Origin of the sequence: Kitasatospora indigofera (assembly GCF_014655955.1) — a bacterium.
In the GTDB taxonomy this organism is placed as follows: Bacteria; Actinomycetota; Actinomycetes; order Streptomycetales; family Streptomycetaceae; genus Kitasatospora; species Kitasatospora indigofera.
This window is the reverse complement of the sequence record NZ_BNBO01000024.1, coordinates 102445-123425: the sequence shown is the minus strand read 5'-3', so window position 1 is coordinate 123425 and position 20981 is coordinate 102445. Positions and strand designations below refer to the sequence as shown.

Genomic DNA, 20981 nt, shown 5'->3' with positions numbered 1-20981 from the left:
CCCGGAAGTACGGGGGCGGGCCGGCCGTCCGGCGTCCGGCGCTGTCCGGCAGGTGCCCGAGGGCCCGCTGCCGGGCCAGGTCAGGCCGCGGTGCGGGCGGCGTCGGCGCGGCGGCGGCGGAGCACCAGCGCACCCCAGCCGGCGCTGACCGCGACGGCACCGGCCAGCATCAGCGGGCCGGCCTGCGAGCTGCCGCCGACGGCGGCCGCCTGGGCCTGGACGGCGGGCGCGTCCGGGGCGGTGTCCCCGCCGTGGCCGTAGTGGTCGACGGTGGACTTCGCCGCGGCCGCGGCGATCTGCTGGTCCGACGGGGCCGCCGGGGCGGCGGCGAGCTTCGGCTGCGCGGCGGCGAAGTCCACGTCCGAGCAGCTGTAGAACGCCTCGGGGCTGTCGCTGCGCTGCCAGGTCATGTAGAGCAGCTGGCGGCCGGTGCGCTGCGGCAGGTTGCCGGTGAAGTTGTAGAACCCGTCCGTCGCGGTCCGGGTCACCTGGGTCTGGGCGACCGGGGTCGGGTCGAGGTCGGACCACTTCAGCGGCTTGGTCGGGTCGTAACCGACCTTGGTGATGTAGACGGTCATCAGGCCGATGTGCGCCGCGGTGACCCGGAACTTGAAGTTGTACGGCCCCGCGGCGACGGCGGTGGCCGGCCAGTCGGTGCGGGCCATGTCGAGGGCCTTGTACTTGTCGCGGTTGGCCGAGCAGAGCTTGCCGTCCGGGATGAGTGCCTGGTGCTGGCCGTTGGCGTTGGCGATGTTGACCTCGTTCCAGTCGTAGAGCGGCTGGGTGCCGCTCTGCGCGACGAGGTCCTTGCACACCTGGGACTGCGGGTGCTCGGGGCCTTCGGCGAAACAGGCCGCCACCCGGCTGACCGGGTTGGACATCGAGCCGTGCGCGCCGGCGGTGCCGGCCGAGGTGAGGGCGGTGAGCAGCACGGTGGATCCGACGACGCCGAGCGCGAGCGCTCTGCGGTGGAGCGACATGGGGACTCCTTGACGGTGCTTCGAGGTCGAACGATGTGGGGGACGGGCACGTCTGCCCGAGGTCGCGACCTTGGCCCGAGCGTATGATTGGTCTGGACCAGGTGGCAATAGCCCAGCGCTGGACAGTTTCTGACGGTTGTTCGCCATCGGCGGGAGAAGGCCGCGGGGCCGCGCCGGCCCGTGCGGCGGCCGGTGCTCCACGGCGAGGAGCTGCGCCGGGACGACTGGCGGGACCGCCGGAGCTTCGCCCAACGTTCCTGCTGGTGAACGGAGTTGTCCGTCAGGGCGGTGCGCCGGGCGGGGCCGGCGAGGCGGCCGCCGGGCGGTCCGGCGGCCCGCGCCGGGTGCGGGTGGCGCCCTGCGGCGGGCGGCCGGAACGGCGTCCGCGCGGTTCCCGCTTGAGGTCCTCTTAATGCCCGGCTGAGGGCGGCTTCAGACAGCCCGGCCGTCCCGCGCCGCATCCACCGGTGACCGCGCCCGGCGCCCGGCCCGGCTACCGCTCGAACCGGCTACCGCCCGCGCCGCGGGCGCGGCGCGGGCGCGCCGATCGTGAAGTTGCTCAGGTCCCTGCCCATCACCGCGGTGCCCACGGTGCCGCTGATCGAGTTGTGCACCTCCGCGCGCACCGGCTCCACCGCCTGCGGGCTGAACTCCGCCAGGATCTCCTGCAGTTCGGCCACCGCGGCGGGGTCGTCGCGGAGCACCCGGCGCAGCCGGCCGCGCCATTCGGCGGCGGCCTCCCCGGCCGCCGCGTCGTCCCCGGCCTCCCGCGCCCGGACGAGCTCCGCCCGGGCCTCGTCCAAGTCCCCCACGAGGGCGTCCCGGTCGGTGCGGCCCCGGCCCAGCAGCACGGCGAACCTGCTCCGCGCCTGGGTCCAGGCGTCGGTGGCCATCAGTCCGACCAGCGTCGTCGCCCCCGACGTCGCCAACGCCACGATCTCCGCCTCCACGGCAGCCCCCGTCCCCTCGCCCGTGTGCACCCGCACCACGGTAGGGCAACGGAGGCCACCGGAGCGGCGGGTCAGAGGAAGGTCTTCCCCTCGCCGCGGTAGGTCGGCACGCTGCGCACCACCCGGTCGCCCTCGATCAGGTGCAGCTCGGCGAAGCGCTCGCACAACTCGCCCGCCTTGGCGTGCCGGAACCACACCCGGTCGCCGATCAGCAGGTCGTCGGCCGCCGCGCCGAGCAGCGGCGTCTGCACCTCGCCGGCGCCCTCCATCGGGTCGTACGAGAGCCCGGCCGGCAGGTGGGGGACGGGGGAGCGGTCCGCGCCCGCGGGGCCGGAGGCGGGGTAGCCGCCGCCGAGCACCGTCACCACCCCGAGGCCGGGCCGGCGCACCACCGGCTGGGCGAACAGCGCGGCCGGGCGGCCGTGGAAGGCGCGGTAGTTGTCGAACAGCCGCGGCACGTACAGGCCGGACCCGGCCGCCACCTCGGTGACCGCCCGTTCGGCGACGGTCGACTCCACGCTGCCGGTGCCGCCCCCGTTGACGAACTCCAGGTCCGCGACCTCCCGCAGCCGGCGCACCACCGCGGCCCGCCGCGAGGCCAGTTCGGTGCGCGCCTTCGCCTGCATCAGCCGGATCATCCGCGAACGCAGCGGGCGCCCGGCGACGCTGTCGCCGACCCCCGCGATGTGCCCTTCGTAGGCCATCAGACCGACCACCCGGAACCCCGGGCGCCGCTGCACCAGTTCGGCGAGCGCGCCCAGCTCGTCGGGGGTGCGCAGCGGCGAGCGCCGGGCGCCGACCCGGATCCTGCCGCCGAGCAGCTCCAACGAGGTGTCCAGCTCCAGGCAGACCCTGACCTCCTGGGTGCCGCCCCGGGAGCGGTCGATCAGGTCCAGCTGGGCGGGGTCGTCCACCAGGACGGTCACCGCGCCGGCGAGGGCGGCGTCGGCGGTCAGCTCGGCGTAGCCGGCCCGGTCGGCGGACGGGTAGGCGAGCAGGATGTCCTCGAAGCCGGCCCGCGCGAGCCAGAGCGACTCCTCCAGGGTGAAGCTCATGATCCCGGCGAAGCCGTCCCGGGCCAGGACCCGCTCCAGCAGGGCCCGGCAGCGCACCGACTTGCTGGCCACCCGGACGGGCTTGCCGGCCGCCCGGCGGACCAGGTCGTCGGCGTTGGCGTCGAAGGCCGCCAGGTCGACGATCGCCACCGGGGCGTCCAGGTGGGCGGTGGCCCGGTCGTACCGGGCGCGGTCGGCGGTGGGTGACGGCCCCGCCGGCCCGGGGCTCGCGGGCGCGACGGTACGGGCGGGGGCTTCGGGCTTGGCCATGGCCGCAGACTGCCACACCGGGCCTACCGGTGGGTAGGGCCATGGGGCGGTCAATCCGTGCCGCCGCCGACCAGTGCTTCCACCGCCGCCACCGCCACCGACTCCACCAGGCCGATGCCGCTCTCCTCGGTGCTGTTCCCGTCCGACAGCACGGCCACCAGCAGGTCGTGCCCGTCGCGGGTGACCAGGCCGATGCTGTTGACCGCCCAGAGGCCGTCGGCGCTGCGGGACAGCCAGCCGTTCTTGAGCTTCGCGGTGCCGTCCGGGCCGGCCGCGGCGGAGACCCCCCAGGCCTGGTCCTGCGCTATCAGGCCCATCAGGTCCTGGAGGTAGGCGCGGTCGTCGGCGTCGAGCGGCGAGTCGTCGGTGAAGATCACCCGGAGCAGCCGGAGCTGGTCCTCGGTCGTGGTGGTGGTGAGGCCCCAGTAGCCGTCGCGGCCGGCCGTCGTCCCGGTCAGGCCGAAGGCCCGGTTGGCCTCGTCGAGCCCGTCCGCCCCGCCGATCGCCTCGTAGAGCTCGCCGGCGGCGTCGTTGTCGCTCTGCTCGATCATCGCCTCGGCCTGGGCCCGCTGGGCGGCGCCCAGGGCGGTGCCGGACTGCCGGAGCAGGGCCGCCAGGATGTCCGCCTTCACGATGCTGGCGGTGATGAACGCGTGGCCGCCCGTGGCGTCGCCTTCCGCGTCGGCCGCGGGAGCGGAACCGGCGGCACCGGTCGCGTCGGGCCCCGGCAGCTCCGAGCCGGCCGTGACCCCGGAGCCGAGGTCCAGCACCGAGACCGCCACCGCGCCCTCCGCGTCCGCCCCGGCGTCGGCCACCGCCTGCCCGACCGTCCGCGCCGCCCGGGTGCTCGCCCCGGGCAGGGCGGCGGCCGTCGCGGACGGACTGCCGGTGCCCACCGCGGGCGCGGTGGCGGAGGGGCGGGCCACCAGCTGCCCGCCGCCCGTGCCCAGCGTCAGCGCGACGGCGGCGGCGACCGCCGCGACGAGGGTGAACAGGCCGGTCCGCAGCGGGCGGTGCCGTCGCCGGCGGGCGCGGTGTCGGGGGCTCATGCCTCCATGGTGGCGCTCGCGGCTGGGGGAAGCATGAGCCCGCGGTGAACGCGCGCTGAGAGAGCCGACCGGGTGGTGGCATAGGCTCGCCGGGTGGACCGCAAGAACATTCCGAACCCAGGTTTCGCCGACGACGACGGCACCGCCGACCCCGCCCTCACCCGGGCGCTCGACCGCTGGTCGCGGGACAGGTCCGCGGAGCGGCCGGACCCGTCCGCCGAGCGCGAGGTGCTGGTCGCGCTGACGCCCAGCCGCCTGATGGTCCCGATCGTGGCCCTGCTCGGCGAGGTCGGGACCGACGAGCGGGGCCTGCGGCACGAGAAGACCAGCGACATGGCCGTCCCGGTGATCGAGGCCGCCGACGGCCGGCGGGCGCTGCCCGCCTTCACCTCGCTGGAGACCCTGGCCCGCTGGCGCGCGGACGCCCGCCCGGCCCCGGTGGCGGCGCCGCAGGCCGTCCTCGCCGCCTACGCGGAGCGGGCGGACACCCTGCTGATCGACCCGGCGGGTCCGGTGACGTACCAGCTGACCGGTGCGCGGATGCGGGCCGTGGCGGAGAACCGGGAGTACCTGCCGCCGCCGGCCGACCCCGAGGTGCGGGAGGCCGTGCGCCGGGTGCTGGCGGCGGAGCCGTCGGTGGTCACCGGGTACCTGGGCGCGGGCGGGGCGGGGGACGGGACGCTGGCGCTGGTGCTGGCCCCGGACACCGCGGAGGGCGAGCTGCGGGCCACGGTCGACCGGCTGGTCGCGGCGCTGGTCGGCGACCCGGTGCTGCGGGTCCGCCTGGACCGCGGGCTGGAGCTGGCGCTGCTGCGGGCGGAACTGCCCCAGGAGCCCCTCTACCGGCGCTGAGGCGCACCTCCCGGCCCGGGCAGCGCCCGGGACACCGCGCCCGGGACACCGCGCCCGGACGCGCCGCCCCCGGACGTGCCGATGCCCCCGAGGGCAGGACCGCTCGGGGGCATCGCGGCGTCCGGGCCGGGCGCGGCTCAGGAGTAGACGGGCCCGGTGAACTTCTCGCCGGGGCCGGCGCCCGGGGCGTCCGGCACCAGCGAGGCCTCGCGGAAGGCCAGCTGGAGCGACTTCAGGCCGTCCCGCAGCGGGGCGGCGTGGAAGTTGCTGATCTCGGGGGCGCCCGCCGTCACCAGGCCGGCCAGCGCGGTGATCAGCTTGCGGGCCTCGTCGAGGTCCTTGTCCGCGGCGCCGCCCTCGGCGAGGCCGCACTTCACGGCGGCCGCGCTCATCAGGTGCACCGCCACGGTGGTGATCACCTCGACGGCCGGGACCTCGGCGATGTCACGGGTGAGGTCGTCGAAGCCGATCGCCCCTTCGTCCTCGGAGGCGTTGGTGTCGGTGGGCTCGCTGCTCAAGGGGGACTCACTCCGTCGTGCCGGTGTACGTACACAAGGGAGCGTACAAGGGGGCGAGCGGGACCCGCGCGGGCCGGGGTGGCGCCCGGCGGGCGCTCCGGGGCGGCCCTGGCTGGGGCCGGCCGCACCGCGCGGCGGCGGCCGGGGGAGGGCGGAATACCCATGGCCGGGCAAACGCTGTATGCTTCGAGACTGACCGGCCAGGAACCCGCAAGGGTCCCCGGCCAGCAAGTGGAGGCTCCACCCAGGAGGCCCGAGAGGGCAACCGCGAAAGTCTCCCACCTGATCGGCCTCGCGGTCGACGGGTCCCGGTCCGCGACGTACGCCGCAGGGCGTGCAGTCGCCAGCAACGTCCCTCACCAGGGCGTCGCCCCCGGATGTGTGGAGCCCCGCTTGTACCGAGCGGGGCTTTTTTCGTGTCGCGGTGCGTGCAGCCAACCAGCGAGTGGGCAGCGCAGCACGAATGAAGCCCCGCCCAGTGGTCGAGTCCACTACGTGCGACCGCCGTCCGACGGCCGCATCGGAAAAGGTGCAACCAAGGAGGCCCCATCAGCACCGAGCCCCGCATCAACGACCGGATTCGCGTCCCCGAGGTGCGACTCGTCGGTCCCAGCGGCGAGCAGGTCGGCATCGTGCCGCTTGCCAAGGCGCTGGAGCTCGCGCAGGAGTACGACCTCGACCTCGTCGAGGTCGCGGCGACCGCCCGGCCGCCGGTGTGCAAGCTCATGGACTACGGCAAGTTCAAGTACGAGTCGGCCATGAAGGCCCGTGAGGCGCGCAAGAACCAGGCGCACACGGTCATCAAGGAGATGAAGCTCCGGCCGAAGATCGACCCGCACGACTATGACACCAAGAAGGGTCACGTCGTCCGGTTCCTCAAGCAGGGCGACAAGGTCAAGATCACGATCATGTTCCGCGGTCGTGAGCAGTCGCGCCCCGAGCTGGGCTTCCGACTGCTGCAGCGGCTGGCGAACGACGTCCAGGACCTGGGCTTCGTGGAGTCCTCGGCCAAGCAGGACGGCCGTAACATGATCATGGTGCTTGGCCCGCACAAGAAGAAGACCGAGGCGATGGCCGAGGCCCGCGCGATCGCGGACGCCCGTAAGGCCGAGCGTCAGGGCCGCAACACCGGCCCCGACGCCGCCGCGGACGACGACGCAGCGCTTGAGGCCGAGAACGCCGCAGCCGAGGCGGAGGCCGACGAGGCCGACGACGCCGAGGACGCGGACGAGACCGACGCCGAGGTCGAGCAGCCGACCGAGGTCTCCCAGGACGCCTGAGCCCCAGGGTTCGGGACCGTCCGGGAGGACCGGTCACCAAGGTGGCGGGGCACCCGCCCGGCCACCACAGATCAATCCAGTGCCTGCCCGCGCGGCATCACCGCGCGGGCAGGAACGGGACCGACGAGGAGAGACGGCGACATGCCGAAGCAAAAGACGCACAGCGGCGCCAGCAAGCGCTTCAAGATTAGTGGCTCCGGGAAGGTGCTGCGCGAGCGTGCCGGCCGTCGCCACCTGCTCGAGCACAAGCCCTCGACCCTGACCCGCAAGCTCGCCGGGACGGTCGTGGTCGCTCCGGCCGATGCCAAGAAGGTCAAGAAGCTTCTCGGCAAGTGATCGCCCTCCCGCGGCCACGCCGTGGGACCAGCTGATCCTTCCCGACCCATTCGAAAGACGGACCACGTGAAGTAGTCCGTGGTCCAATCCAAGGAGTAATGAAGTGGCACGCGTCAAGCGGGCAGTAAACGCCCACAAGAAGCGCCGGGTCATCCTCGAGCGGGCCAGCGGTTACCGCGGCCAGCGGTCGCGCCTGTACCGCAAGGCCAAGGAGCAGGTCACCCACTCGCTCGTCTACAACTACAACGACCGGAAGAAGCGCAAGGGCGACTTCCGTCAGCTCTGGATCCAGCGCATCAACGCTGCGGCCCGTGCCAACGGCATCACCTACAACCGCTTCGTCCAGGGTCTGAAGGCCGCCAACGTCGAGATCGACCGCAAGATGCTGGCCGACCTGGCCGTCAACGACCCGGCCGTCTTCGCGTCGCTCGTCGAGGTGGCCCAGAAGGCGCTGCCGACCGACGTCAACGCCCCCCGGGCCGCCGCCGACGCCGCCTGATCCTCCCGGATCAGGTGCCCCGGCACCGCGTAGCTCACCGATCGGACCCGCAGGCACGCTCCTGCGGGTCCGATTCGCTTTCACCCGAGGCCGCACCCGGGGCCCACCGCCGCCCGCGGGCGGGTCACCCCTGCCCGGAGACGGGCCGCCGAGGGGCGTCCGACCGCATCCGACGGCGCCCGCCCGCCCGGCGCGCGCCTCCCACGGCAACCCTGCCCGGAGACGAGACCATGCAGAGCACCGACCTCCCCCTGCTGACCTCCCTGCGCTCGCCCCGCGTCGTCGCCGCCCGCCGGCTGGCCAGGCGCAACCAGCGCACCAAGGAGCGCCGCTTCCTCGCCGAGGGCCCGCAGGCCGTCCGCGAGGCCGTCGCGTACGGGCAGCTGCCGGGCACGTCCGAGCACGCGGTGGTCGAGATCTACCTCACCCAGGAGGCCGCCGGCCGGCACGCCGACATCGTCGACGCCGCCCGCGCCGAGGGACTGCCGGTGCTCACCGCCACCGACGAGGTGATCGCGGAGATCTGCGACACCGTCACCCCGCAGGGCATCGTGGCGCTCTGCCGCTTCATCGACACCCCCTTCGAGGACGTGCTGCGCGCCCGGCCCCGGCTGGTCGCCGTGCTGGCCCACGTCCGCGACCCCGGCAACGCCGGCACCGTGCTGCGCACCGCCGACGCCGCCGGCGCGGACGCCGTGGTGCTGACCGACGCCTCGGTGGACCTGTACAACCCCAAGGCCGTGCGGGCCTCGGTCGGCAGCCTGTTCCACCTCCCGGTCGCCGTCGGCGTCCCGGTCGAGGAGGCGGTCGGACGGCTCCGCGAGGCCGGCGTGCGGGTGCTCGCCGCCGACGGCGCGGGGGAGCGCGACCTCGACCAGGAGCTCGACGAGGGCACCCTGGGCGCGCCCGGCGCGTGGGTGTTCGGCAACGAGGCCTGGGGTCTGCCGGAGGAGACCCGCGCGCTCGCCGACGAGGTGGTGCGCGTGCCCATCCACGGGCACGCCGAGAGCCTCAACCTCGCCACGGCCGCCGCCGTCTGCCTCTATGCCTCCGCCCGGGCCCAGCGCTCGCCCGGAGGGTGTCGCGCACAGGGGTAGGGACGCTAGGGTCACTCCGGTGGGGGGAAGTACACGGTGGGTAATCGGGGAGGACACCCATGGCCGGCAGCGGGGCAGAGCTCGATCCGGACGACCTGCCCGACGGGCTGGTGATCGCGGGCGCCGACGGCCGGGTGGTGTGCTTCAACAGCGCCGCCACGCGCCTCACCGGCATCGCCCCGGGCGCCGCCCTCGGCAGCCCGCTGGCGGCCGCGCTCCCGCTGGAGGACCTCGACGGGCGCCGCTGGTGGCAGCTCACCGACCCGTACGGCGGGCTGGCCACCCGCACCGGCCAGCCCGAGCGGAACCTGCTGCTGCCCGGCGGCCGTGAGGTGCTGGTCTCCGCCCGGTACGTCCGCGAGCGCCCGTGCGGCGCGCTGCTGCGGGTGGTGATCGCGCTGCGCGGCACCGAGGAGCGCCGCCGCACCGAGCGCAGCCACGCCGAGCTGATCGCCACCGTCGCGCACGAGCTGCGCTCCCCGCTCACCAGCGTCAAGGGGTTCACCGCGACCCTGCTGGCCAAGTGGGAGCGGTTCACCGACGGCCAGAAGCGCCTGATGCTGGAGACGGTGGACGCGGACGCCGACCGGGTCACCCGGCTGATCGCCGAGCTGCTGGACATCTCCCGGATCGACGCCGGCCGGCTGGAGGTCCGCAAGCAGGTGGTCGACCTCGCGGCCGCCGTGCGCCGGCACGTGGACGGCAAGGTCGCGGCGGGCATCCCCGAGGACCGCTTCGACATCCGGATCACCGAACCGCTCACCCAGCTCTGGGCCGACCCCGACAAGGTCGACCAGGTGCTCGGCAACCTGCTGGAAAATGCGGTGCGCCACGGCGAGGGAACTGTCACGATCGAAGTGGCACCGGCCAAAGAGGTCGTCGAGGCACCCGTCTGGGAGCGCCCCGGCACCCCGCCCCGAGTCCTGGAAGGCACAGCGGTCACCGTGAGCGACGAAGGCGGAGGCATCCCCGAGGAGTCCATGCCGCGCGTCTTCACCCGCTTCTGGCGCGGCAGCAAGCGCGGCGGCACCGGCCTCGGCCTCTACATCGTCAAGGGCATCGTCGAGGCCCACGGCGGCTCGATCCGGGTGGACCGCGCGCCCGGCGGCGGCGCCCGGTTCCGATTTATCCTGCCCGCCGGCGTCCCCGACTTCATGCTGTAACCAGCATCGGCGGACCGGCCCGGCGGGCCACCACACCAAGCCCCCGGCGCCCGACGGCCCGGCGACGCGGCCCCGCCCGGGCGACCCGGCCCCACGCCCGGGCGAGCCGATCCCCGTGGGCAGGCGACTACACTCGACCCTTGGCGTCGTAGGGGACGCCCTGCGCGGCCGAGCCGCGGACACCCACCTCCACCTGCGGGGACCGGCTGCCCGCGCCCCGGCCACGCCGGGCGTACCGCAGAGGCGGGAACAGCCCCATTACCTGAGCACGGACGAGCAGGAGCACGGGAAAGATAGAGATGTCGGCACCCAATAAGTCGTACGACCCGGTAGAGGTCGAGGCACTCAAGCCCGAAGAGGTCGAGCGGGCCCGCGACGAGGCCCTGGCGGCCTTCGCCGCGGCGGGCTCCCTCGACGAGCTCAAGCAGGCCAAGGTCGCCCACACCGGCGACCGCTCCGCGCTGTCCCTCGCCAACCGCGAGATCGGCGCCCTCCCGCCGCACGCCAAGGCGGCGGCGGGCAAGCTGATCGGGCAGGCGCGCGGCGCCGTCAACCAGGCCCTGGCCCGGCGCCAGGGCGAGCTGGAGGCGGAGCGCGACGCCCGCGTGCTGGTCGAGGAGGCGGTGGACGTCACCCTGCCGTTCGACCGCGCACCGCGCGGCGCCCGGCACCCGCTCACCACCCTCGCGGAGCGCATCGAGGACACCTTCGTCGCGATGGGCTACGAGGTCGCCGAGGGTCCTGAGGTCGAGGCGGAGTGGCTCAACTTCGACGCCCTCAACCTGGGCCCGGACCACCCCGCCCGGTCGATGCAGGACACCTTCTTCGTCCAGGCCCCGGACGGCTCCGCCGACTCCGGCGTGGTGCTGCGCACCCAGACCTCCCCGGTCCAGATCCGCAGCATGCTCGACCGCGAGCCCCCGGTCTACGTGATCTGTCCCGGCCGGGTCTACCGGACGGACGAGCTGGACGCCACCCACACCCCGGTCTTCCGGCAGCTGGAGGGCCTGGCGGTGGACGAGGGCATCACCTTCGCCGACCTCAAGGGCACCATCGAGCTGCTCGTCGCCAAGCTCATCGGCGACGGCCTGGAGCTGCGCTGGCGGCCCTCGTACTTCCCGTTCACGGAGCCGAGCGCCGAGATCGACCTGCAGTGCTTCGTCTGCCGCGGCGAGAGCATCGGCAACCCGGACCGCCCCTGCCGCACCTGCTCCTCCGAGGGCTGGATCGAGCTCGGCGGCTGCGGCGTGGTCAACCCGCGCGTCCTGATCGCCGCCGGTGTCGACCCGAACCGCTACAGCGGGTTCGCCTTCGGCCTCGGCCTGGAGCGAATCCTGATGAACCGCCACAGCGTCGCCGACATGCGCGACATGGTCGAGGGTGACGTGCGCTTCACCCTCCCGTTCGGGATGGAGATCTGATGCGCGTCCCGCTTTCCTGGCTGCGTGAGTACGTCGACCTGCCGGCGGGCGAGACCGGCCGTGACGTGGCGGCCCGGCTGGTCCGCGCCGGCCTCGAGGTCGAGACCGTCGAGCAGCTGAACGGCGACCTCAAGGGTCCGCTGGTGGTCGGCCAGGTGCTGTCCATCGAGGAGCTGTCCGGCTTCAAGAAGCCGATCCGGCACTGCTTCGTCAACGTCGGCGACGCCAACGGCACCGGCGAGCCGCAGGAGATCGTCTGCGGCGCGACCAACTTCGCCGTCGGCGACAAGGTCGTCGTCGTGCTGCCGGGCGCCGTGCTGCCCGGCCCGTTCCCGATCGCCGCGCGGCAGACCTACGGCCACACCTCGGCCGGCATGATCTGCTCCGCCCGCGAGCTGGGCATGGGCGACGACCACAACGGCATCATCGTGCTCCCGCCGGAGTACGAGCCCGGCACCGACGCGATCGAGCTGCTCCAGCTGGTCGACGAGGTGCTGGACATCGCCGTCACCCCCGACCGCGGCTACTGCCTCTCGATGCGCGGCGTCGCCCGTGAGGCCGCCGCCGCGTACGGGCTGCCGCTCGCCGACCCGGCGCTGCTGGACGTGCCGCCGGCCAACAGCTACGGCTACCTGGTGAAGGTCGCCGACCCGGTGGGCTGCGACCGCTTCGTCGCCCGTACGGTCGTCGGCATCGACCCGGGCGCCAAGTCGCCGATCTGGCTGCAGCGCCGCCTGCAGAAGGCCGGCATCCGCCCGATCTCGCTGACCGTCGACATCACGAACTACGTGATGCTGGAGGTCGGCCAGCCCCTGCACGCCTACGACCGGGGCCGTGTCGACGGCCCGATCCAGGTCCGCCGGGCGCAGGAGGGCGAGCTGCTCACCACCCTCGACGGCGTCAAGCGCAAGCTGTCCGCCGAGGACCTGCTGATCTGCGACAACTCCGGCCCGATCGGCCTGGCCGGCGTCATGGGCGGGGCCAGCACCGAGATCCTGGACGCCGTCCTGGACCCGGAGACCGGCGAGTCCACCGGCTCCACCGAGGTGATCATCGAGGCGGCGCACTTCGACTCCGTCTCGGTCGCGCGCACCGCCAAGCGGCACAAGCTGCCCTCCGAGGCGTCCAAGCGCTTCGAGCGCGGCGTCGACCCGGAGGCCGCCCGCGCCGCCGCCCAGCGCGCCGTGGACCTGCTGGTCCTGATCGCGGGGGGCACCGCCGAGGCCGGGGTCACCGACATCGCGGCCCCGCACCCGCTGCGCACCATCACCATCGCGGCGGACCTGCCCGACCGGGTGGCCGGCACCGTGTACGGCCGCGAGACGGTCGCCCGGCGCCTGCAGGAGGTGGGCTGCTCCGTCGCGGGCGCCGACGTCCTGGAGGTCACCCCGCCGACCTGGCGCCCCGACCTCACCGACCCGTACGACCTCGTCGAGGAGGTCATCCGGCTGGAGGGGTACGACAACGTCCCCGCCCGGATGCCCACCGTGCCGCCGGGCAAGGGCCTGACCGAGGCCCAGCGGATGCACCGCCGGGTCGGCGTCGCGCTGGCCGCCGCCGGCTACGTCGAGGTCAACAACTACCCGTTCGTCGGCGAGGCCGCCTTCGACGCGCTCGGCCTGGAGAAGGACGACCGGCGCCGCCGTACGGTGAAGCTGGTCAACCCGCTCAACGACGAGGAGCCGGCGCTGCGCACCACGCTGCTGCCGGGCCTGCTCGGGGCGCTGCGCCGCAACGTCGGCCGCGGCAACACCGACCTGGCGATCTACGAGACGGGCACCGTCTTCCTGCCGAAGGACGAGCTGTCCGTCGCGCCGCGCCCGGCCGTGGACCGCCGCCCGACCGAGGCGGAGCTCGCCGAGCTGGACGCCGCCCTGCCGGACCAGCCGCGCCGGGTCGCCGTCGCGCTGGCCGGCGAGCGGCTGCCCTCCGGCTGGTGGGGCAAGGGTGCGCAGGCCGGCTGGGCGGACGCCGTCGAGGCGGGCCGCACGGTGGCCCGCGCGGCCGGTGTCGAACTGACCGTCCGCCAGGGCCAGCTGATGCCCTGGCACCCGGGCCGCTGCGCCGAGCTGCTGGTCGCGGGCACCGACCGGGTGGTCGGCCACGCGGGTGAGCTGCACCCGCGGGTGGTCAAGGCCCTCGGCCTGCCGGACCGCACCAGCGCGATGCAGATCGACCTCGACCTGCTGACCGCCGACGGCGCCGAGCGGGTCACCGGCCCGACGGTGTCCGCCTACCCGGTGGCCACCCAGGACGTCGCGCTGATCGTCGACTCCGCCGTGCCGGCCGCCGACGTGGAGGCCGCGCTGCGGGCCGGCGCCGGCGAACTGCTGGAGGCCATCCGGCTGTTCGACGTCTTCACCGGTGAGCAGGTCGGTGAGGGCAAGAAGTCGCTCGCGTACGCGCTGCGTTTCCGGGCCGTCGACCGCACGCTGACCGCCGACGAGGCGACGGCGGCCCGCGAGGCCGCGGTGGCCGAGGCGGTGGCCCGTACGGGCGCCGTGCTGCGCGGCGTCTGAGCCGGTACGGCCGACAGGGGCCCCGCTCCCGGACCAAGGGTCCGGGAGCGGGGCCTTTCGCATCCGCCGGGCGGGCGGGCCGGCGGGCGCCGCCGGTGACGGTGGCGGTGACGGCGGACCTATGCTGGCAGGTTCACGCCATGTCGAGCAGGGGTGACGGTGGCGGATGTCGGCCGCATCGCCGTCCGTGACCCCCCGCCGGCCGCCCTGAGCTGCCCTTTCCCCCCGTCGCGGCCGCGCCGGGCCCGGTCGTCACCGGGGCCGCCCGCAGAAGATCTCCGCAAGGCCCTTGCGGTGCGGGGGAGATGAGCGCTTGAATCAGTTAGGAAAGTTTCCTAACGAGAGCAATCGGGCACCCCCATGCCCGCGCCTCGACCTCCCCCCGAAGCGCCGGCACCTCCGACGGCGTCGACAGAAGACGGAGCGTCACATGAAGCCCCAGAACCGGACCGTCCGCATCGCCCTCGCGGCGATCCTGGTCGCCGCGCCGGCCAGCATCGCCGCCGCGAGCGTCAGCCACGCGGCGGCCACGGCCACCGTCGTGTCGGCCGCCGCCGTCGGCCTCGACGACGCGCACAAGAAGGACATCGCCATGCAGCTGGTGTCCAGCGCGGAGAACTCCTCGCTGGACTGGAAGGCGCAGTACAAGTACATCGAGGACATCGGTGACGGCCGAGGCTACACCGCCGGCATCATCGGCTTCTGCTCCGGCACCGGCGACATGCTCGACCTGGTCCAGCACTACACCGACCTCAAGCCGGGCAACGTCCTCGCCAAGTACCTCCCCGCGCTGAAGAAGGTCAACGGCACCGAGTCGCACACCGGCCTCGGCACCGCCTTCGAGAAGGACTGGGCCACCGCCGCCAAGGACACCGTCTTCCAGACGGCCCAGAACGACGAGCGCGACCGCGTCTACTTCACCCCCGCGGTCAGCCAGGCCAAGGCCGACGGCCTGCGCGCGCTGGGCCAGTTCGCCTACTACGACGCCATCGTGATGCACGGCCCCGGCACCGACGCGGTCAGCTTCGGCGGCATCCGCAAGGCCGCCATGAAGAAGGCCAAGACCCCCGCCCAGGGCGGCGACGAGGCCACCTACCTCAACGCCTTCCTGGACGCCCGCAAGGCCGCGATGAAGACCGAGGAGGCGCACTCCGACACCAGCCGTGTCGACACCGAGCAGCGGGTCTTCCTCAACGCCAAGAACTTCGACCTGAACCCGCCGCTGAAGTGGAAGGTCTACGGCGACAGCTACGCCATCAACAGCTGAGTCCGGCTGCTGTGACGCGGGGGCGGCCCGGACGGGCCGCCCCCGCGGTCGTTCCCGCCCCGGGCCGGGCCTCGCGTCCCGGGGCGAGTCTCCCGCCCCGGGGCGGCTCCGGATAATCGAACGACAGCGCGGCTCCCGGCTGATAGCTTCCGGAGCGTGGCAAAGCTGAATCAGATCATCGCCGTCGAAAAGGGCGTCAAGTCCAAGTCCTTCCAGGAATTGACGCAGGCTCACCAGAGCCTGCAGAAGCCCGCCCTGCTGGCCGGGATCTCCCGGACGTACCAGCCGAAGGACGAGGAGGGCGAGCAACTGCCGCCCGAGTCGACCCGGGTGCAGGCCCAGGCCGAGGACATCCTGCGGACCACCGCCACCACCCTCACCCGGCTGTTCGACGTCACGGCCACCAAGGACTGGGCCAACTGCTCGGCCCGCGCCGACGTCGTGCTGGAGGGCCGGACCCTGCTGGCCGACGTGCCCGTCACGTACCTGCTCTTCCTGGAGAAGCAGCTCACCGACCTGCACACCTTCGTCCGCAAGCTGCCGGTCCTGGACGCCTCCGAGGCCTGGAGCCTGGACGCCTCCACCGACGCCTGGAAGACCGACCCGGTGCGCACCATCCGCACCAAGAAGGTCCCGCGCAACCACGTGAAGGCCGAGGCCACCGAGAAGCACCCGGCCCAGGTCGAGGTCTACTACGAGGACATCCCGGTCGGGTACTGGACGACCGTGAAGTTCTCCGGCGCGCTGCCGGCCCGCCGGGTGAACGAGCTGGTGGAGCGGGTGGAGAAGCTCCGCCAGGCCGTGCAGTTCGCCCGCGAGGAGGCCAACGGCACCGAGGTCACCGACCAGCGGGTCGGCGAGGCGGTGTTCGGCTACCTCTTCGGGTAGCCCCATGAACCCCCCTCGTCGAGCGCGAGGGGTGCGCGAAAGCGCAAAGCTGAAACTGACGTTGAAGCTGAAGAAGGGGTAACGGTGGAGGTTCGAATCCTCCCCCTGGCACCACGTGCCGGGGTGGCCCAAGGGTAGAGGCAGCCCCGATCAGACTCAGATTCTCGCTCAAGTCTCAGTATTCGCCGCCGGGCGCCAGATCGACCGAGGGTGGACCAAGAGCATCGGATGCGGGTTCAAGTCCCGTCTGTGCCTCTTCGTGGCACGGTAGTTCAAAGGCAGAGCACGACGCTATGAGAATGATCCACCGCTCTTAAACGTGCTGGCGCACAGCAATTGGGTGGCAGCGAGGGGCTCGGGAGCCGGATACCGCTCCCGGGTCCCGTCACCATGTCCGGGGCCCGCGTGCCGCCCGGCCCGAGCGGGCCGCCGCCCGGGGCCGTTCGGAGCGCCTCAGGGCCGCAGGTCCCAGAGTCCCTTGCCCAGCGTGCCGAGCCCGCCGGCCAGCGCGAGCAGCAGCACCAGCCGCCGCGCGCCGCGCTCCGGCACCCGCCGGGCCAGCGCCCGGCCCGCCACCGCGCCCCCGGGCGATCGCCGCCGCGCTCATCAGCCAGGCGGAGGGGGCGAGGTGCGGCAGCGGCTTGGCCGCCACCGAGAACCGGACGCCGCGCCGTCCGACGGGTTTCACCGGCTCCGCGGCGGGGCCCGGGAAGGATCTCCCCGCCCGCTCCCCGCCGGCCGGCCGCCGGAACGCCGAAGCGGCCCGGCCGGACCTCGTCGGTCCGGCCGGGCCGCTCGCGTCCGCGGGGGACGCGGGTGAGCGGGGCGCGGGTCAGGCGCTCGCGGTGTAGTCGTAGAAGCCGCGGCCGGACTTGCGGCCGAGCAGGCCCGCGTCGACCATCCGGGAGAGCAGCGGGGGAGCGGCGTACAGCGGCTCCTTGTACTCGTCGTACATCGACTCGGCGATGGAGACGATGGTGTCCAGGCCGATCAGGTCGCACAGGCGCAGCGGCCCCATCGGGTGGGCGCAGCCGGCCTCCATGCCCTTGTCGATGTCGGAGGCGGTGGCCACCCCGGACTCGAACATCCGCACCGCGGACAGCAGGTACGGCACCAGCAGGGCGTTCACCACGAACCCGGCCCGGTCGCGGGCCCGGATCGGCTCCTTGCCGAGCACCTGGACGGCGAAGGCCTCGGCGCGGGCGGTGGTCTCGGTGGAGGTGGTCAGGGTCGGGATGACCTCGACCAGCTTCTGCACCGGCGCCGGGTTGAAGAAGTGCAGGCCGATGACCTGCTCCGGGCGCGAGGTGCTGGCGGCCAGCTTCACGATCGGGATGGACGAGGTGTTGGAGGCGAGGATGGCGTCCCGGCGCTCGACCACCTGGTCCAGCGTCTGGAAGATCTTGACCTTGATGTCCTCGCGCTCCGCGACGGCCTCGACCACCAGGTCGCGGTCGGCGAAGTCGGCCAGGTCGGTGGTGAACGCCAGCCGGGCGAGGGCGTCGTCGCGCTGCTCGGGGGTCAGCTTCCCGCGGGTGACCGCCGTGTCCAGGGAGTTGGTCAGCCTGGTCCGGCCGAGCTCCAGGGCCTCGTTGCCCGCCTCCGCGACCAGGACGTCCAGTCCGGCCCGGGCGAACACCTCGGCGATGCCCGAACCCATGAGACCGCAGCCGATCACTCCGACGCGCGCGATGTCGCTCACTCACTTGCCCTTCGGTGGTGCTGGGGTGCCCAGCGTCCTGTTCAGCGGGCCGCCCACCGGGTGTCGTGGCCCGGTGCGCCGCCCCGACGACGGTACTACCCCGAACGGCCGCGTGAGCCACCCGCTCCGGCACTGGGCCGATCGGATGAGATGGATCACCTCCGACCGTGTGGCCGGGCGGTGCGCCGCGGGCCCGGCGGCACAATGCGGTGACGCCGAGGAGGGAGCAGGGATGCCGACGGGATCGCTGGTGGGCCAGGTCGCGCTGATCACGGGGGCCGGCCGGGGCATCGGCCGGGAGCTCGCCGTCGGCCTCGCCGCGGAGGGCATGTCGGTGGGCCTGCTCGGCCGCACCCAGCAGACCCTGATCGACACCCTGAAGGAATGCGCGCGGCACGGTGCCCGGGGCGTCGCGGTGACCGCGGACGTCACCAGGTTCGGTGCCGTCCGGGAGGCCGTCCGGGTGGTCGAACGCGACCTCGGCCCGATCGACCTGCTGATCAACAACGCCGGCCAGGTCGACCGCGCCGAGGTGCCGGTCTGGGAGGCCGACCCCACCCAGTGGTGGCAGGTGGTGGAGACCAACCTGCGCGGGCCCTTCAACATGCTGCGCGGCGTCCTGCCCGGCATGGTCGAGCGCCGGCGCGGCCGGGTGGTCAACCTCAACTCCGGGTTCGCGCTGCGCCCGGACGGCAACTACAGCGCGTACGCCACCTCCAAGGGCGCGCTGCTGCAGCTCTCCGACAACATCGCCGACTCGCTCGCGGCCCACCAGGTGGTGGTGCTGGACATCAGCCCCGGGGCGGTGCCCACCGACATGACCGCCGGGATGCCCATGTTCAGGGACATGAAGACCTGGGGGAGCATCCCGTACATGGTGGCCGTCACGGTCGACGCGGCCCGCGGGCGCTTCGACGCGCTGCACGGCCGGTTCATCCACGTCGGACGGGACAACCTGGAGGAGCTGGTCGGCCGGGCCGAGGCGATCCGGGAGTCGGACGCCCGGACGCTGCGGCTGCGGCCGTACGGCCCGGACGACCCGGTGGCCTGAGGCCCGCCGGAGGGCCCGGAGCCCGGGCGGCGATTCAGCGGGTCGGCCGTCAGCCGATCGGCGGTCGGTCGTTCAGCGCCGGGCCGTTCAGGGCTGGGCCGGCCCGCCGGTCGCGACGGCCACCAGGGCCGCCAGCTCGGCGTCGGTCAGGCTGCCGGCGGCGCGGCCGGTCCGGGCGAACTCCGCCGCCAGCCGTTGCAGGGCCTCGTTGGCCGGTGCCGGGACATCGTGCAGCCGGGCCAGCAGGACGATCTCGCCGCTCAGGTAGTCGGTCTCGATCGAGCCGGTGCCCCGGGCCAGGCTCTGCCAGGACGAGCCGCCGGTCGTCCGCCCGCCCTCCACCGGCACCTGACGGACCAGCTCCTCGTTGGCCCGGGCCTGTTCCCGCGGGTCCTCGTGCCCGATGCCGGCGGCGGCCAGCGCGGCCCGGCCCTCGGCGACCACCTGCGCCAGGACGGCGGAGCGCGGGGCGTCCAGCTCCGGTCCGGCCACGGCGGTGAGCGCGTTGGCGAGGTTCCCGAGCAGCTTGGCGTACTTCCAGCGCATCACGTCCGGGCTGACCGGTGCCCCGAAGAGCGACTCCTCCAGGTCGGCCGCGATCGCCCGGGTGGTCCCGTCGGCGCCCGACGGGTAACGGCCCAGCCGCAGGACCCCGCTCAGCGGGGCGCCGAGGCAGCTCACCCGGCCGGGCTCCAGGTGGGTGGCGGGCAGCCAGACGCACATCGCCTGGACGTCCCGGAACAGCCGCAGGGCGAGCCGCTCGTTCTCCACCCCGTTCTGCGCGCAGACCAGCGGGAGCCGCTCGGCGGCGGTGCCGCCGCCCTCGACCGGCCGGGGCGCCCAGGCGGCCAGCGCCGCGGCGGTGTCCTGGGTCTTGACCGCGAGCACCAGGACGTCGCCCGGCCGCAGCTCGACGCCGGACGGTCCGTCCACGGCCGGCACCGCGAGGGTCCGGGTGCCCTCCGGGGTGGTGAAGGTCAGCCCCTCGGCCCGGAGGGCCGCCAGATGCGCCCCGCGGGCGACCAGGACGACCTCGTGACCGCTCTCGAACAGCCGGGCGCCGATCGTGCCGCCGACGGCCCCTGCCCCGATGATGACGTAGCGCATGGCTCCGAGCATGGCACGCCGGCCCGGCCCGGCGGACCGGGGGCCGCCCGGTGCCCCGCGGCGGCCGCGCTCCGCTACGCGCAGAGCTGGCTGGCCGTCACCGGGCTCAGCCCGGCCTTGCCCAGGCCATCCAGGATGGTGGGCAGCGCCTCGATGGTGCACTGGTGCCCCATGTGCAGCGCGACCACCGAGCCGGGCCGTACCGCGGTGAGCACCCGTCGTTGCAGGGTGTCCGCGCTGGGGTCGTTGTAGTCGCGCGGGTCCACGTCGAAGGAGAGCACGTGCTCGTACCCGACCAGCCGGGCCTGCTCGCGCACCATGGGGGAGGCGTACTGGGCGGCCGAGGGCCGGAACCAGCGGCCGATCGAGCCGGTCAGCCGCTGCAGCCGGTCGGCGCACTCGGCGATCTCGGCGTGCGCCTGGTCCGGGCTCATGGCGGTGATGTTCTGGTGGTTCTGGGTGTGGTTGCCGAGCTCGTGGCCGCCGGCCAGCACCCGCCGGGCCATCTGCGGCTGCTGGTCGAGCCAGCTCCCGACGGCCATCACGGTCAGCCGGACGCCGCGCTGCTCGGCGATCTCCAGCACCGAGGTGGCGAGCCGGGGGTCGCCGGAGCCGTGGAAGGTCAGCGCGACCTGCCGGCGGTCCCGGGGGCCGTTGACCACCTCCACCGGGGTGCCGGGGGCCAGCGGCGGCGGTGCGGGCGGGGAGGGCACGACGGGCGGCGGCGTGGCGGGGCCGGCCGGCTCCGGCGGGGTGGGCCGGGCGGAGGAGGTCACCGGGTCCTGGGGAGGGTCGACCGGGCCGGCCGAGGGCGGGCCGTCGGCCCGTACGGCGAGGTCGGCCGGGTCGGACCGCCGGGTGGCGTGGGCGTTCCCGCAGGCGGCCAGCGTCGCGCCGAAGGCGGTCAGGGCGGCGAGTCTCGCGGTGGTGCGCAGCAGGGTGCGTCGGTCGGCAGTCATCGGGCACCAGCATAGGTA

General features: G+C 74.0%; 20 protein-coding genes. 11 read left to right on the top strand and 9 right to left on the bottom strand.

What is annotated here, in order from left to right; translation table 11 throughout:
* Positions 1-80 precede the first annotated feature (80 nt).
* The 4 genes from IE329_RS21325 to IE329_RS21310 all read right to left on the bottom strand — a co-directional run bounded on the left by IE329_RS21325 (position 81) and on the right by IE329_RS21310 (position 4304).
* Positions 81-980, bottom strand: a complete 900-nt coding sequence (locus IE329_RS21325) for a lytic polysaccharide monooxygenase auxiliary activity family 9 protein (protein ID WP_190212532.1) — start codon at positions 978-980, stop codon at positions 81-83.
* Positions 981-1489: 509 nt separating this feature from the next.
* On the bottom strand, positions 1490-1960 hold the full coding sequence (locus tag IE329_RS41575) for a hypothetical protein (RefSeq protein ID WP_190212531.1): 471 nt from the start codon (positions 1958-1960) through the stop codon (positions 1490-1492).
* 41 nt (positions 1961-2001) lie between these two features.
* Positions 2002-3255 (bottom strand): amino acid deaminase/aldolase, encoded by a 1254-nt coding sequence (locus IE329_RS21315; RefSeq protein WP_190212530.1) that lies wholly within the window; start codon positions 3253-3255, stop codon positions 2002-2004.
* 50 nt (positions 3256-3305) lie between these two features.
* A complete protein-coding gene (locus IE329_RS21310) occupies positions 3306-4304 on the bottom strand; it encodes a serine hydrolase (protein WP_190212529.1) in 999 nt (332 codons plus the stop codon).
* A gap of 93 nt (positions 4305-4397) precedes the next feature.
* Here IE329_RS21310 and IE329_RS21305 point away from each other — a divergent pair, with 93 nt between their 5' ends.
* Positions 4398-5156 carry an SseB family protein gene (locus IE329_RS21305; protein ID WP_190212528.1) on the top strand — a complete coding sequence of 253 codons (759 nt, stop codon included), beginning with the start codon at positions 4398-4400 and terminating at the stop codon, positions 5154-5156.
* A gap of 137 nt (positions 5157-5293) precedes the next feature.
* Here the strand turns inward: IE329_RS21305 and IE329_RS21300 are convergent, their stop codons facing one another.
* Positions 5294-5674 carry a DUF1844 domain-containing protein gene (locus IE329_RS21300; protein WP_073921541.1) on the bottom strand — a complete coding sequence of 127 codons (381 nt, stop codon included), beginning with the start codon at positions 5672-5674 and terminating at the stop codon, positions 5294-5296.
* Between the two features lie 548 nt (positions 5675-6222).
* Between IE329_RS21300 and infC the strand changes: the two genes are divergently transcribed.
* The 9 genes from infC to IE329_RS21255 all read left to right on the top strand — a co-directional run bounded on the left by infC (position 6223) and on the right by IE329_RS21255 (position 16144).
* Complete coding sequence (gene infC, locus IE329_RS21295) at positions 6223-6954, top strand: translation initiation factor IF-3 (RefSeq protein ID WP_190212543.1); 732 nt, start codon at positions 6223-6225, stop codon at positions 6952-6954.
* Between the two features lie 141 nt (positions 6955-7095).
* Positions 7096-7290, top strand: coding sequence for a 50S ribosomal protein L35 (gene rpmI, locus IE329_RS21290; RefSeq protein ID WP_073921539.1), 195 nt, complete (start codon positions 7096-7098; stop codon positions 7288-7290).
* Between the two features lie 103 nt (positions 7291-7393).
* Positions 7394-7789: a 50S ribosomal protein L20 gene (gene rplT, locus IE329_RS21285; RefSeq protein ID WP_073921538.1), complete on the top strand. Its 396-nt coding sequence runs from the start codon at positions 7394-7396 to the stop codon at positions 7787-7789.
* 230 nt (positions 7790-8019) lie between these two features.
* Positions 8020-8886, top strand: a complete 867-nt coding sequence (locus IE329_RS21280) for a TrmH family RNA methyltransferase (RefSeq protein WP_190212527.1) — start codon at positions 8020-8022, stop codon at positions 8884-8886.
* A 59-nt stretch (positions 8887-8945) separates the two neighbouring features.
* Complete coding sequence (locus tag IE329_RS21275; protein ID WP_190212526.1) at positions 8946-10049, top strand: sensor histidine kinase; 1104 nt, start codon at positions 8946-8948, stop codon at positions 10047-10049.
* 299 nt (positions 10050-10348) lie between these two features.
* On the top strand, positions 10349-11470 hold the full coding sequence (gene pheS, locus IE329_RS21270; RefSeq protein WP_190212525.1) for a phenylalanine--tRNA ligase subunit alpha: 1122 nt from the start codon (positions 10349-10351) through the stop codon (positions 11468-11470).
* Positions 11470-13989 (top strand): phenylalanine--tRNA ligase subunit beta, encoded by a 2520-nt coding sequence (pheT, locus tag IE329_RS21265; RefSeq protein ID WP_190212524.1) that lies wholly within the window; start codon positions 11470-11472, stop codon positions 13987-13989. The genes pheS and pheT overlap by 1 nt, the downstream gene beginning before the upstream one ends.
* 430 nt (positions 13990-14419) lie before the next feature.
* Positions 14420-15256: a chitosanase gene (locus IE329_RS21260; protein ID WP_190212523.1), complete on the top strand. Its 837-nt coding sequence runs from the start codon at positions 14420-14422 to the stop codon at positions 15254-15256.
* A gap of 156 nt (positions 15257-15412) precedes the next feature.
* Entirely contained in the window at positions 15413-16144 is a 732-nt protein-coding gene (locus IE329_RS21255) for a DUF7873 family protein (RefSeq protein WP_190212522.1), read from the top strand.
* 453 nt (positions 16145-16597) lie between these two features.
* On the opposite strand, the gene IE329_RS41570 is transcribed toward IE329_RS21255, so the two are convergent.
* Together IE329_RS41570 and IE329_RS21250 are read right to left on the bottom strand one after the other, a co-directional pair.
* Positions 16598-16720, bottom strand: coding sequence for a hypothetical protein (locus IE329_RS41570; protein WP_268257306.1), 123 nt, complete (start codon positions 16718-16720; stop codon positions 16598-16600).
* A 256-nt stretch (positions 16721-16976) separates the two neighbouring features.
* A complete protein-coding gene (locus tag IE329_RS21250; RefSeq protein ID WP_190212521.1) occupies positions 16977-17846 on the bottom strand; it encodes a 3-hydroxybutyryl-CoA dehydrogenase in 870 nt (289 codons plus the stop codon).
* A 232-nt stretch (positions 17847-18078) separates the two neighbouring features.
* Here IE329_RS21250 and IE329_RS21245 point away from each other — a divergent pair, with 232 nt between their 5' ends.
* Positions 18079-18897 carry an SDR family NAD(P)-dependent oxidoreductase gene (locus IE329_RS21245; protein WP_190212520.1) on the top strand — a complete coding sequence of 273 codons (819 nt, stop codon included), beginning with the start codon at positions 18079-18081 and terminating at the stop codon, positions 18895-18897.
* Positions 18898-18984: 87 nt separating this feature from the next.
* Here IE329_RS21245 and IE329_RS21240 read toward each other — a convergent pair whose 3' ends face one another.
* Both IE329_RS21240 and IE329_RS21235 read right to left on the bottom strand, forming a co-directional pair.
* Positions 18985-20004, bottom strand: a complete 1020-nt coding sequence (locus IE329_RS21240) for a ketopantoate reductase family protein (RefSeq protein ID WP_190212519.1) — start codon at positions 20002-20004, stop codon at positions 18985-18987.
* Between the two features lie 74 nt (positions 20005-20078).
* Entirely contained in the window at positions 20079-20963 is an 885-nt protein-coding gene (locus IE329_RS21235; protein WP_190212518.1) for a polysaccharide deacetylase family protein, read from the bottom strand.
* Positions 20964-20981 lie beyond the last annotated feature (18 nt).